Raw genomic sequence first — 13,825 nt, 5'->3', positions numbered from 1 at the left:
GTCGGCCATCACCGTCGGTGTCCGGATCCGACACCGGTTGTAGGCGCCCCGTCAGCCCCGCTCCTGGTGCTGTTCGAGCAGCTCAGGTCGGTGGTCGGCAGCGCAGGACCTCGCCGATGAACGGTCGCGCGGTGGTGGCCAGGCGGTGCCGGGTGGTGACGTGCCGATCCCCGGGATCGGCGGTCACGGTGACCTGTTCGCGGCCGACCTCGGCGCCGGCACGGTCCCGGGCGCGCAGCACGCAGACCGCTGATCCACCCGGCGGGACGGTCACCCGAAAGTCGACAAGCACCTGCTTGTCCGTGATGTCGGTGTACGTGATCACCTGGGCGTCGTAGACCGGGTCGCCGTACTGGCGGTAGAGCCGGACCGAGATCACGGTCAGCGTCGCCACGAGCGCCAACAGCGCCAGCGCGGCAAACAGCGTACGGCGGCGCTTTCCCCCCGGTGCCCGACGGCGGCCGTAGCGCCCGGCCGGGAATACCGGCGCGCCTGGTGAAATTGTGGCGTGCGTCTCGGTCACCGGCGGGTATCTCCTGGCGTTGTTGTCGGCGGCATCGGCAAGAATGACAGAGCACCATCCTCCCACCCGGTCCAGCGGCAGGAATGGCAGGTTATGCCCGGCGCTGGTGGCCGGTGACAGGGTGCGGTGAGGAAAGATCCCGGCAGGTCAGCCGGTCGAGCCCGGTCGGGTCCACCGTCCGGCACAGACGAGGAGCGCCGAAGTTGGCAGAGCAACTGCGTCTCATGGCCGTGCACGCGCACCCGGACGACGAGTCGAGCAAGGGCGCGGCGACGACGGCGAAATATGTCGCTCAGGGGGTGGACGTCCTGGTCGTGACGTGCACCGGTGGCGAGCGCGGGAGCGTGCTCAACCCCAAGCTCGACCGACCCGACGTGTGGGCCAACATCGGCGAGATCCGGCGTGCCGAGATGGACGCCGCGCGGGCGATCCTCGGCGTCGACCAGGCCTGGCTGGGCTTCGTCGACTCGGGTCTGCCCGAGGGCGATCCGCTGCCGCCGCTGCCCGAGGGCTGTTTCGCCCTCCAGGACGTCGAGGTCGCCGCGGGCCCGCTGGTGCGGCTGATGCGCGAGTTCCGTCCGCACGTGGTGACCACGTACGACGAGGAGGGTGGCTACCCGCACCCGGACCACATCATGTGCCACAAGGTGAGCGTGGCCGCGTTCGAGGCCGCCGGTGACCCGGAGCGCTACCCCGAGCTGGGCGCGCCCTGGCAGCCGCTGAAGCTCTACTACGACATCGGCTTCTCCAAGGGCAAGATCATGGCCTTGCACGAGGGCATGCTGGCCGCCGGTCTGGAGTCGCCCTACGAGGAGTGGCTCAAGCGGTGGGAGGATCGCCCCGACAAGGGTCCGCGGATCACCACCCGGGTCGAGTGCGCCGAATACTTCCCGGTCCGCGATGACGCGCTGCGCGCCCACGCCACCCAGGTCGACCCGGACGGCTTCTGGTTCCACGTGCCGATGGAGCTCCAGCGGCGTGCCTGGCCGACCGAGGATTACGAGCTGGCCCGCTCGATGGTCGACAGCCCACTGCCCGAGTCCGATCTCTTCGCGGGAGTGCGGGAGACGGCGCACGCGCGCTGATTCCCGGCGGGGCTACCCTGGTTACCAACCGCACATCGGAGGAACGCCATGCTGACCGCTGCCCAGGTGCTCGCGGAGAACAACTTCGGGGACACCCGCACGGGTGGTCTGGCCGGGCCGATGGGCCTGTTCCTCATCCTGCTGCTGGCCACCGCGACCATCCTGCTGATCCGCAACATGAACGCTCGGCTGCGCCGCCTGCCGGACCGTTTCCCCCAGCAGTCCGGGCCGACCGACCCGACCAGGGCCGATGCGGCAGTCGTCGATCCGACAGACGGGACCGGGGGGCGTGATTCATCCACGCCCGCTCCCAACGGGCACCAGCAGCACCTGAACGGGTAGTCCGAGCGTGAATCACGCTGAACCGGGTGGTCGCCCCCTGTTGCGGCCACCCGGTTTGGCTTAGCCTTCCGCCGGGGGGACCAAAAGTCTCCGAGCCGTGTGCGGGAGGGGGCGCCGATGACCAGCACAGCACCGGCCGCCCACCGCGACGTCGGTCGGTCGGCTGACGGGGGAGGTCGATGACCTCCGGTCCGGCCGACGACCCGTTCGATCGGCTCGGGGTGCGTGGCACACCGGGCCGGCTGCTCGTGCTCACCGCCGCCGTCACGCTGACCGCCCTGGCCGCCGCGGCGGTCGGGTTGACCCTCCCGGTCCGGCTGCCTGCCGACGACCCCCTCGGCGGGCCGGCCCGCTTCGGCATCGCCGTCGCCGTCCTGGCCCTCGCCCAGCTCGCCCGGCTGCGATTCCGTTCGGCCGCCGGCATGGTCAGCATCACCTGGGGCGAGGCGGCCCTGATCGTCTGCCTCTATCTGACTCCAGCCGGCTGGCTCCCGTCCGCCACGCTGCTCGGCACCGGGCTGGCCTGGACGTTGCTGTCACTGCACAACGACCGCCGTCCGGCCCTGGAGATCGTCCGGATCGCCGCGTCGCTGGCCGCCGCGTCGGCACTGGCCGTCTCCGTGACCACCGCGCTCGGGCAGCCCCTGCTCTCGCCACCCACCCCGATCCTGGCGCTGGCCGTGATCGCCGGTTCGGTGACGTACCTCCTGGTGACCGCCTGGCTGGGCGGCGTGACGCTGGGCCTGCGGCACGGGCTGCCGATCGGGCCGCCGCTGCTCGCCGCGCTGCGCGGCAAGCTGCTGATGTTCGTCGGCAACGTGGCGGTCGGCCTCGTGGTGGTCGCCCTGCTGGAACTCGACCCACGCTGGTTGCTGTTGCTGCCGCCGCTGCTGTGGCTGTTGCAGCAGACCTACCGCTACCGGCTGCGCTCCGATCAGGAGCGGCGCACCTGGCGTGCCTTCGCCGAGGCCACCGCGGCCCTCAACCAACTCGACGAGCGGGGCGTGGCCAGCGCGGCGGTCACCGGGGCGCTGACACTGTTCAACGCCGAGCTGGTGGACGTCGACGTGGCCCGGGCCGACGGGCGGTGGCACCGCTACCGGGGCGACGCCGGCGGCCAGCTGGTCGACCGGGAGACCGGCTCACCGGACCAGTCGGAGCCGGACGAGCACGAGCTGAGCCGGGCACTGTCGGTCGGCGCCACGCCGGTCGGCCGGTTGCGGGTACGGTTCCCCCGCTCGGCCCCGCCCACGGCCCGGGAACGTGACGCGGTGGCCGCGTTCGGCGACGCCCTCGCCGCCGCGCTGCACGACGCCGCGACCCACCACGAGCTGCGGCTGGTGACCGCCCGTTCGTCGTACGAGGCGGTGCACGACCCGCTCACCGGGCTCGCCAACCGGGCGGCGATGCTGAGCAAGGGCGACCAGTCACTGCGACAGCTCAGCCACGACCACCCGGTGGCGCTGCTGCTGCTGGACATCAACCAGTTCAAGGAAGTCAACGACACCCTCGGCCATGCGGCGGGTGACCAGTTGCTGCGACTGACCGCGAACCGACTCAACGCGCTGGTCCGTGCCGGTGACCTGCTCGGTCGACTCGGTGGCGACGAGTTCGCCCTGCTGCTCACGGCGGTGCCGGTGCTCGGCGACCGGACCGCCCCGATGGCCCACGCGTTGCGTCAGGCCCGCGAGATCGCCGAACGGCTGGCCGCACCGACCGAGGTGGCCGGCGTACGGATGTCCATCGAGGTATCGGTCGGGGTGGTGGTGGCCGCCGCGGGCACCGCGGACCTGACCGAGCTGCTGCGTCGGGCCGACATCGCGATGTACCAGGCCAAGGAGGGCGGCGGCAACGTCGCCGCGTACGACGGCGCACGCGACGCGGCCAGCACCGACCAGCTCGCCCTGCTGGCCGAGCTGCGTGAGGCGTTGAAGGTCGACGATCAGCTGGTGCTGGCGTTGCAGCCGGCGGTCGACCTGGCCACCGGTGCGCCCACCGGGGTGGAGGCGCTGATCCGTTGGCAGCACCCCCGGCGTGGGTGGCTGAACCCGGCCGACTTCATCCGGCCGGTGGAAAACAGCGAGCAGCTCGGCACCTTCACCCGCTACGTGCTGAACAAGGCGCTCAGCGTGGCCGCCGGTTGGGCCCGGGAGGGGTTGGACGTCCCGATCTCGGTCAACCTCTCGGCGCGCAGCCTGCTCGACCCCCGGTTGCCGGCGGAGATCGCCGAGGCGTTGCGCCGCCACCAGGTGCCGCCGCACCGGCTCGTTCTGGAGATCACCGAGACGGTGGTGATGAGCGAGCTGGAGGTCATCGACGAGGTGCTGGCGACGCTCCGCTCGATGGGCGTGCAACTCGCGGTCGACGACTTCGGCACCGGCTTCTCGTCGCTGACCTTCCTCACCCGGATCGCGGTGGACGAGTTGAAGGTGGACCGTTCCTTCGTCATCCGGATGGCCGACTCGCCGGAGGCCGCCGCGATCGTCCGGACGACCGTCGGCCTCGCTCACGAGCTGGGGCTGCGGGTGGTCGCCGAAGGGGTGGAGACCGCCGAGCAGCGGATGGCCCTGGCCGAGTTGGGTTGCACCTCCGCGCAGGGTTACCACTTCTTCAAGCCCATGCCGGCAGACAAGATCGGCGCGGTGCTGGGGTCGCTGCGCGACTCGGCGGAGTCGAACGTGTTCCGGCTCCGCGCCGACGGCGCGTCCTGACCGTCCGGGTGGAGCCCGCGCGGTCCGCGCCGAGGCTGGCTATGGTCGTCAGGTGAACCGACTCGCCGACGCCACCAGTCCGTACCTGCTCCAGCACGCCGACAACCCGGTTGACTGGTGGCCGTGGTCGGACGAGGCGTTCGCCGAGGCGAAGCGGCGGGACGTTCCGGTGCTCATCTCGGTGGGCTACGCGGCCTGCCACTGGTGCCACGTCATGGCGCACGAGTCGTTCGAGAACGAGCAGGTCGGCGCCCTGATGAACGACAACTTCGTGTCGATCAAGGTGGATCGTGAGGAACGTCCGGACGTGGACGCGATCTACATGACCGCCACCCAGGCGATGACCGGCCAGGGCGGTTGGCCGATGACCGTCTTCGCCACCCCGGACGGCACCCCGTTCTTCTGCGGCACCTACTTCCCGCGACCCAACTTCGTCCAGTTGCTCCAGTCGGTCGCCACCGCCTGGCGGGAGCAGCGCGAAGCGGTGCTGGGCCAGGGCGCCGCCGTGGTCGAGGCGATCGGTGGCGCGCAGGCCGTGGGCGGCCCCACCGCACCGCTGGACGCCCCGCTGCTCGACGCGGCGGCCGCAAAGCTGGCCAGCGAGTACGACGCCACGAACGGCGGGTTCGGCGGCGCCCCGAAGTTTCCGCCGCACATGAACCTGCTCTTCCTGCTGCGCCATCACCAGCGCACCGGCGACCCGCGCAGCCTGGAGATCACCCGACACACCGCCGAGGCGATGGCCCGGGGCGGCATCTACGACCAGCTCGCGGGCGGCTTCGCCCGCTATTCCGTGGACGCGCACTGGACGGTGCCGCACTTCGAGAAGATGCTCTACGACAACGCGCTGCTGCTGCGGCTCTACACCCAGCTGTGGCGACTCACCGGTGACCCGCTGGCCCGCCGGGTGGCCCGGGACACCGCCCGGTTCCTCGCCGACGAGCTGCACCGGCCGGGGCAGGGGTTCGCGTCCGCACTGGACGCCGACACCGAGGGCGTCGAGGGGCTCACCTACGCCTGGACACCTGCCCAACTCGTGGAGGCGTTGGGCGAGGAGGACGGCCGGTTCGCCGCCGATCTGTTCACCGTCACGGAAGAGGGCACCTTCGCCCCTCATTCCGCCTCCGCGCCGCAAGGCGGCACTCCGGACGGAAAGAAGGGCGTCGAACACGGCATGAGCGTGCTCAAGCTCGCCCGGGACGTGGACGATGCCGCGCCCGAGGTGCGTGCCCGCTGGCAGCAGGTGGTCGGGCGGCTGCTCGCCGCCCGGGACACCCGCCCTCAGCCGGCCCTCGACGACAAGGTGGTGGCCGCCTGGAACGGTCTGGCGATCACCGCCATCGCCGAGTTCCAGCAGGTCGCCGCCGTGTACGCGTCCCCGCAGGACGAGGACGCCAACCTGATGGACGGCGTCACCATCGTCGCCGACGGGGCGATGCACCAGGCCGCCGAGCACCTGGCCACCGTGCACCTGGTGAATGGCCGACTGCGCCGGGTCTCCCGGGACGGCAAGGTCGGTGAGCCGGCTGGCGTCCTGGAGGACTACGGCTGCGTTGCCGAGGCCTTCTGCGCGCTGCACCAGCTCACCGGCGAGGGCCGCTGGCTGACCCTGGCCGGCGAGCTGCTGGACACCGCCCTCGCACACTTCGCCGCGCCCGGCGGCGCCTTCTACGACACCGCCGACGACGCGGAGCGGCTCGTCGCCCGCCCGGCCGACCCGACCGACAACGCCACCCCGTCCGGCCGGTCGGCGTTGATCGCCGGGCTGGTGGCTTACTCGGCGCTGACCGGGGAGACGCGCTACCGGGAGGCCGCCGAGGCGGCCCTCGGCACTGTCGCGCCGATCGTCGGAAAGCACCCCCGGTTCACCGGGTATGCGGCCATGGTCGGCGAGGCGTTGCTCTCCGGGCCGTACGAGATCGCCGTGGTCACCGACGACCCGGCCGGCGACCCCCTGGTGGCCGCCGCCCGCCGGCACGCGCCGCCCGGAGCTGTGGTCGTCGCGGGGCGTCCGGACCAGCCGGGTGTGCCGCTGCTCGCCGACCGTCCGCTGGTCGGGGGGCAGTCCGCCGCGTACGTCTGCCGGGGTTTCGTCTGCCAGCGGCCGGTCACCTCGGTCGAAGAACTGGTCGCCGAGCTGGGCTGAGCGTATGGCCACGCCCGGTAGTCGCCCGCGTCGTCCGGCGGGTGGTCCCGCCAGCGCTCCCGAGGCGGGGCGCCAGCCCTCCCGGTGGGCCCGTCGGCGGCCCGGATAGGCTGGCCGCGCTATGGATTCCCGTACCGGTCTGCCAGTTGTCGGCATGGTGGGTGGCGGCCAGTTGGCCCGGATGACCCACCAGGCCGCGATCGCCCTCGGCCAGTCACTGCGTGTGCTCGCGACCGCCCCCGACGACGGCGCGGCGCTGGTCGCCGCCGACGTCCAGTACGGCGACCACACCGACCTGGCCGCACTGCGCACCTTCGCCAAGGGCTGCGACGTCGTCACCTTCGACCACGAGCACGTACCCTCCGAGCACATCCGCACGCTGGCGGCTGAAGGGGTGCCCCTCTACCCGCCAGCGGACGCGCTGCTGCACGCCCAGGACAAACAGGTCATGCGGGAACGCCTGACCGAGCTGGGTGCGCCCAACCCGGTCTGGCGGCCGGTCGGGGAGCCCGCCGACCTGGTCGGCTTCGGCGAGCAGGTCGGCTGGCCGGTGGTGCTCAAGGCGGCCCGGGGTGGGTACGACGGCCGGGGCGTCTGGATGGTCGACGACGCCGCCCAGGCCACCGAGTTGGCGACCACGCTGCTCGCAGGCGGCACCCGGCTGATCGTCGAGGAGCGGGTGCCGCTGCGGCGGGAGTTGGCGGTGCAGGTGGCCCGTTCGCCGTTCGGTCAGGTGGCCGCGTACCCGGTGGTCGAGACGGTGCAGCGCGACGGCATCAACGTGGAGGTGCTGGCCCCGGCGCCCGGCCTGGACGAGGAGCTGGCCCTCTCCGCGCAGCAGCTCGCCATCGACCTGGCCACCGCGCTCGGTGTGATCGGCCTGCTGGCCGTGGAGCTGTTCGAGGTGCGCGACGACGCAGGCCGGCCCGCGATCGTGGTCAACGAGCTGGCGATGCGCCCGCACAACTCTGGGCACTGGACCATCGAGGGTGCCCGGACCTCGCAGTTCGAGCAGCACCTGCGGGCCGTGCTGGACTACCCGATGGGTGACACAGCGCTGACCGCCCCGGTGGTGGTGTCGGCGAACGTGCTCGGCGGTGAGCCGGGCGGGATGTCGATCGACGAGCGGTTGCACCACCTCTTCGCCGCCGAGCCGGGTGCCAAGGTGCACCTGTACGGCAAGCAGGTGCGACCTGGCCGCAAGATTGGGCACGTCACGGTGCTCGGTGACGACCTGGACGACCTGCGGGCGCGGGCCGCGCGGGCGGCGCGCTGGCTGCGCGAGGGCCACGAGTGAGTGACGGTTTCGGGAACGAGGAGAGGGCCGCAGTGAGCACGGTTGGCTTGATCATGGGCAGCGACTCGGACTGGCCGACCATGCGGGCCGCGGCCGAGGTGTTGGACGACTTCGGCGTGGCGTACGAGGTCCGGGTGATCTCGGCGCACCGGACTCCGGTCGCAATGATCGAGTACGGGCGCGACGCCGCCGACCGCGGCCTCAAGGTGATCATCGCGGGGGCTGGGGGTGCCGCGGCGCTGCCCGGCATGGTGGCCTCGGTGACGCCGCTGCCGGTGATCGGTGTGCCGGTGCCGCTGAAGCACCTCGACGGCATGGACTCGCTGCTGTCCATCGTGCAGATGCCGGCCGGGATCCCGGTCGCCACCGTGTCGATCGGCAACGCCCGTAACGCCGGCCTGCTCGCCGTACGGATCCTCGGTGCCGCCGACGACGACCTGCGCGCCAAGATGGCGGCTTACCAGCAGGACCTGGAAAAGCTGGTGGCAACCAAGGAAGCCGCCCTCCAAGCCACCCTGCGCTAACCCCCGCGCTGCACCCCACCCCACCCCACCCACCCCCGCGATCTTGCACTTCCGGTCGCTGCTTCGCGGCTTTTACCCCTTATGTCGCAACAGAAAGTGCAAGATCGCGCGACGTGGACGCGGATGACGCGAACCCGTCCACTCACCGCGCCCACTCGCCCACGGCGCAGGACCCTCCGATCTATCTCATGCCGCGCAGGGCGGTCTGTAGGCGTTCCTGGGCGCGGCGGCGGCGTTCGTTGCTCGCGCCGAGCACCAGCAGCAGGATGCCCACCGGGATCAGCGCCAGCCACGGGCCCAGGCTGAACAGGGCGTGGATCGCCGTGATCGCGGTGACCGACGCGCCGACGATCACCGGGGCCTGCTGCCGGCTGGACGAGCCGAAGATCAGCACCGCGACCGCTCCGAGCAGCAGCAGCATCTGGCGCATCGTGCTGGACTCGGTGGCCAGCACGATCGCCAGCGTCGGGACGAAGGCCGCGACCAGTGCCGGCCCGTACGCCACCCAGCTGCTCATGTCGGGTCGGTGGCGCAGCTCCAGGACTCCGACGAGGAGGGCCAACACGGCGAACGGCAGTGTGTACGCCTCGGGCAACGCCACGTCGGCGACTCGCATCAGGATCCACCACGCGGTGATCTCACACACCACCACCGCCCAGAACAGGATCCTGCGTTCCACCGGCCGGCGACCGGGTCGGGTCGCCGCCACCCCGAGGACAGCGCCCCAGGCGGCCAGCAGGGCGGCGATGTGGCGGGGCGAGTCGAAGGCGAGAGCCAACGCGATCAGCGCGGCAGCGTACCCGGTCCACTCCACGGTGGAGGCTTCCCGCTGCGCCTCGGGGCGGCGCAGCCGGGGCAGGGTCGCGGCGAGCACCTGTAGGACCGCGCCGACGGCGAGCACCCCGAACGCGGACCAGACCGCCGCCAGCCCAGCGACCAGGCCGGCGGTGAGGACGAAGAGCTGCGCCATGAGTGAAGCGAAGAGCCAGCCGAGGATGCGCGCCCGCTGGGTGGTGCCGAACAGCGCCGCCACCGCACCCACCCCGACCGCGCTGCCGAGGGTGAACACCGTCATCTGCCGGTCGGCCAGGCTGCCGGCGAGCCCGGCGCTGCCACCGGCCAGGCCGATGGCGAACACCAGCACCCGGGCCAGCCGCAGCGAGCGGGCCCGCTCGACCAGCGGCGGCGGTGGGGTCAGTGCGAGACCGAGCATCGCGATGGTGAAGACGGAGAGCGCGGCGACGGTGCTGGCGGGCCAGCCCTGGCCCAGCGCGATGGGTGCGATCAGCAGCGTGACGGCCGCCCCGGGCAGCACCACCGGCACGGCCCGGGACCGTCGCCCACCGCTGAACCCGGTGGCGGCCAGCGCGGCGGTCGCGGTGAGCAGCAACGCCGTCAGCACGTGGGTCGGGTTGACCACGTCCGACGGTGGGGTGAGCAGCTCCGGCGGCGGGCCCTCCCAGATCCGGGTCAGTGTGCGGTGCGGCTCGACCAGGGCGGTGACCAACGCGGGTGCGATCGAGGCGAGCGCCAGGGCGGTCGGTAGCGCCGCCGCGGCCAACGCACCCGCGGCCGGGTTGACCCGCCACCGTCGCCGCTCCGGGTCGTCCGGCAACCGCCGTAAGGCGCCGTCGAGTCGTACCGCCCAGCGCCGGACCGGCTGGGCAGCGCCGGTGGGCGGCACGGTGGCCGCGCGGATCAGCTCGGCCAGCACGCCGAGCAATGCGGCGGCGGCCGCGTAGACGCCGGCGGCGAGGCCGGTGGGGACGGCGGCGAGAGCGCTGATGGTGGCCCCGCCGACCACCGCCACGCTGACCCAGGGCAGATATTGCGGCACCAGCCGGCGGACCGCGGCCACGGCGGCCAGACCGAGGCTGGTCGCGGCCAGCGCGGCGGTCAGCACCACCTGCGCCGAGTGTTCGAACTCGGCGGACAGTGCCGCCACCGCGCCGGGGAGGGCCAGCAGGGCGGCACCGATCGCCGCGCCGCCGATCTGCGCCAGGTGCGGTGGCATCCCCTCAGTTTCGATGTCGGCGACCTGTGGACCGGCGAGGACGCGGGCCAGCGCGGCCACCACCACGCCGATCAGCGCGATGCTGCCCAGCGCCAGGGCCGTGGTCCACGGGCGGACCAGTCCGGCTCCGGCGGCGTGCAGCGCGACGACCCCGGCCACTGTGGCCCGGGACAGCCCGGCGCGCGCCTCCTCCGTGGCCACCGCGGCCATGCCGAACACGGTGGCGACCATTCCGCCGACAAGTACCGGTGACCACCAGGCCAGATCGAAAGCGGCCGGCGCGCCGATCGTGGCGAGCACCACCGCCACGCCGGACACGTCCCAGCGCCACGGCGGCGGGAGCAGGATGCCGGCGGCGAGGGCCAGCAACGCCAGCGCGACCGGCGCCTGCCAGGTGGCACCGCCGACGGGGGCGGCCGGCCATTCGCTCAGGTCGCCCCTCCAGATCGGGCCGGGGGTGGCCAGCACGCCGACCCCACCGCGCAACGCCGACCAGCCGGCGAGGACGCCGATCAGGGCACCGCCGACGGTGAGGCCGAGGATCGGGCCGCGTCGCCACTCCTCCGGCATGCTGCGGGCGCCCACGGCGACCACCAGGAGCAGGGCGGCGGCCACCGCCAGCTGCCCACCCGGGGCGAGCACCGCCCCGATCCGTACCAGCGTGGCGATCAGGGCGGTGGTAACCGCCGCGGCGGCCAGGTCCGAGCCGTCGAGGGTGAGGTCGGCTCGACGGCCGGCGTCGATGGAGGGGGCCAGGAAGAGCAGCACCGCCGCGACCAGCAGGAGCGCGCCCACCCACGCGTCGGCGACGGTCGCGCCGGGTGCCCCGAACGCGGCGGCGGTGACCATCAGCGCGCCCAGCCCGGTGCCGACCGACAGCGGCGCGGGGATGTGGCGCTGGGAGACCTGCACGACGGCGGCGTAGCCCAGGGTCACGCAGACCGCCAGGAAGCTGGCCGCCAGGATCGGGACGGTCACCTCGCGGAGGCTCGCCGGGGTGGGGGTCGGGTCGCTCGGCATGGTCGCGGCCACGAACGCCGCCACAGCCCCGGGCAACGCGAACGCGGCGCCACCGGCGGCCCACGCGGTGACAGTGTCGGAGGCGGCCGAGGCGATCCGGATCCGGGGCGCCAGCGTGACCAGCGTGCCGGCCACGAACAGGGTGATCAGGACCGCGGCGGTGAGGGTGGGGCTGGCCAGGCTGGCACCCGCGCCGAACAGGCCGACCACGGCCGCCCCGACGGCGTGGGCCACCGCGGCTCGGTCGGTGCGGGCGGAGAGCCCGATGACCCCGATGCCGATCGCGGTGATCACCATTGGCCAGGGTGCCGTCGCCCAGCCGAGACCGAACGAGGCCGGGATAGCGAGCGCGGTCAGCGCAGCGCCGGCGACCGCGAACTCCCGGCGGATCTCGGTGGGCAGGGCCAGCACCGCCGCGATGGTGAGCAGGAACGCGGCACCCGCGAGCTGCCAGGTGGTCGGCCCGACGGCGGCGGACAACTCGCCCGGGTACCGGCTGAGGTCGGGGTTCCAGGCGGGCAGCGCCGCCCGGACCGGTGCCACCCCGGCGCGTAGCGCGCCGCCGGCGACCACCAGACCACTGACTGTCAGCGCCACCGCCGAGGCCAACTGTGGACCACGGCGGGCCGCCTCCGGGACCGCGCGCACCGCCAGCCCGGTCACCGTGATGACCGCCGCGATCAGCAGCAGCGCCCGGCCGGGGAGTGCCACCGAGGCGATTCGGCTGAGCGAGCCGATCACCGCCAGGGTGACGATGCCGGCCGCGACGTCCGGCAGCGGCGGGCGACGCAGCACCAACGCGCCGGCCAGCCCGATCATGGCGGCCAGCAGCAGCACCACCCCGGCGCCGGTCGCGGTCGGCACCGTCTGTGCCCGCAGCAGGGCGGTGACCGCGTACGCCAGCGAGACGGCGACCGCCAGGGCGTGCAGCAACCAGGTCAGCTCACGCAGGCCGGGCACCGGCCGGGTCGGCCGCGGGTCACTGGCGCCGCCGCTGGCGTCGATCAGCTCGGCGGCCTCCTCCGGGTCGCCCTCAGGCCGGCTCTCCGCGTCGCGTTGGCGGGGCGCGGACGGCGTGCCCGGCGATGGCAGGTCCTGCCGGACGGGGCGTTCGACTGTCACGCCGGAGCGGGCCAGGCCGAGATTGACCAGGGCGACCAGGGCCAGCACCAGCGCCCAGCCGCCCGGGCCGGTGATCTGGTCGTACGCCAGCAGAGGCAGCACCGGCTGCGCGGCGAGCACTGTGGCGAAGCGGGGCGCGCGCAGACCGGTCCAGCCGGCGTACCCGAATGCGACGGCGGCGGTGACCGCGAAGATCACCCCGGCGAAGACAGTGCCGGAGCCGCCGCCGGAGCCGATCCGGTCCACCGCCCAGAGGGCGTTGCCGGCGAGCGGCACCAGCAGCAGGCCGACAGCGGCGATGGTCTCGGCGGTCGAGGTGAGCCCGCGCCGGGCCAGCGCCGGTGGGGCGAGCAGCATCAGCACTGTGGCCAGGAGCAGGATGCCGAGCCGGGCCAGCGCGTCCATCGAGCTGGTGGCGACCGCGGCGAAGACCACAGCGGCCACGCCGAGCAGCAGCGCGCCCAGCCCGAGCGGGATGTTCTGCACCTCGCGCGAGGACGCCTCCGGCGGGTGCTCCGGGTCGTCCACGTCCAGCCAGGCGGCCCGGGGCGGGGGCGGCGGCGGATCCTCCGGGGCGGACGGAGTGCCCTGGCGGGGCACCCGGGGCGGCGCTCCCATGGTGGCCGTCGGTGGCCGCCGGCCGGGGCGGCGGCGCAGCACCCGGCGCGGCCGGGTGGCCTGCTTGATCCGCTCCTCGCCGGCGTGGGCGAGGATGTCCCGCTGGAAGAGCGCGGCCTGCATCTTGGCGGCGATCTGCCGCTGCTCGCGGGCGATGGCGGCGTCGCGCGCCTTCATCTCCGCTATCGAACGCTCAATGTCGGCCAGGTGCTCGACCCACTGTGGTTGATCTGCCCCACAGTGCGGGCATCGGACGGCCGGCTTGATCTCCCGGCCGCACGAGGAGCATTGAAAGGTCGCCACGACACCCCTCCACCCGCACTGTGGACTCCCACTGTCGCAGCATGCCCAAAGCTGGCGCGGATTTCGACTCTTGTCGGCGGGTCCGGGGCAAACAACGACACCGGCCGGCCACCGAGATGC

8 protein-coding genes are annotated in these 13,825 nt (G+C 73.1%); 6 read left to right on the top strand and 2 right to left on the bottom strand.

Translation table 11 applies throughout. From position 1 onward, the window contains the following. Window positions 1–82: 82 nt before the first annotated feature. A complete protein-coding gene (locus ACIA47_RS05880; protein WP_396705846.1) occupies window positions 83–523 on the bottom strand; it encodes a DUF4307 domain-containing protein in 441 nt (146 codons plus the stop codon). A 203-nt stretch (window positions 524–726) separates the two neighbouring features. Between ACIA47_RS05880 and mca the strand changes: the two genes are divergently transcribed. The 6 genes from mca (at window position 727) to purE (ending at window position 8,628) form a co-directional block, all read left to right on the top strand. Continuing rightward, window positions 727–1,608 (top strand): mycothiol conjugate amidase Mca, encoded by an 882-nt coding sequence (mca, locus tag ACIA47_RS05875; protein WP_203126352.1) that lies wholly within the window; start codon window positions 727–729, stop codon window positions 1,606–1,608. A gap of 48 nt (window positions 1,609–1,656) precedes the next feature. Next, complete coding sequence (locus ACIA47_RS05870) at window positions 1,657–1,950, top strand: hypothetical protein (protein WP_091394183.1); 294 nt, start codon at window positions 1,657–1,659, stop codon at window positions 1,948–1,950. A 179-nt stretch (window positions 1,951–2,129) separates the two neighbouring features. After that, window positions 2,130–4,661: a putative bifunctional diguanylate cyclase/phosphodiesterase gene (locus ACIA47_RS05865; protein ID WP_396705843.1), complete on the top strand. Its 2,532-nt coding sequence runs from the start codon at window positions 2,130–2,132 to the stop codon at window positions 4,659–4,661. 52 nt (window positions 4,662–4,713) lie between these two features. Beyond that, window positions 4,714–6,807 (top strand): thioredoxin domain-containing protein, encoded by a 2,094-nt coding sequence (locus tag ACIA47_RS05860; protein WP_203126350.1) that lies wholly within the window; start codon window positions 4,714–4,716, stop codon window positions 6,805–6,807. Between the two features lie 121 nt (window positions 6,808–6,928). Next, on the top strand, window positions 6,929–8,104 hold the full coding sequence (locus tag ACIA47_RS05855; protein ID WP_203126348.1) for a 5-(carboxyamino)imidazole ribonucleotide synthase: 1,176 nt from the start codon (window positions 6,929–6,931) through the stop codon (window positions 8,102–8,104). A gap of 32 nt (window positions 8,105–8,136) precedes the next feature. Next, window positions 8,137–8,628: a 5-(carboxyamino)imidazole ribonucleotide mutase gene (gene purE, locus ACIA47_RS05850; RefSeq protein WP_396705841.1), complete on the top strand. Its 492-nt coding sequence runs from the start codon at window positions 8,137–8,139 to the stop codon at window positions 8,626–8,628. Window positions 8,629–8,809: 181 nt separating this feature from the next. Here purE and ACIA47_RS05845 read toward each other — a convergent pair whose 3' ends face one another. After that, window positions 8,810–13,705 (bottom strand): SCO7613 C-terminal domain-containing membrane protein, encoded by a 4,896-nt coding sequence (locus ACIA47_RS05845; protein WP_396705839.1) that lies wholly within the window; start codon window positions 13,703–13,705, stop codon window positions 8,810–8,812. Between the last annotated feature and the right edge of the window lie 120 nt (window positions 13,706–13,825).

The organism is Micromonospora sp. NPDC051227 (genome assembly GCF_044455385.1).
In the GTDB taxonomy this organism is placed as follows: domain Bacteria; phylum Actinomycetota; class Actinomycetes; order Mycobacteriales; family Micromonosporaceae; genus Micromonospora.
Note: the sequence above shows the minus strand (reverse complement) of the source record. Positions and strands in the feature narration are given on the sequence as shown.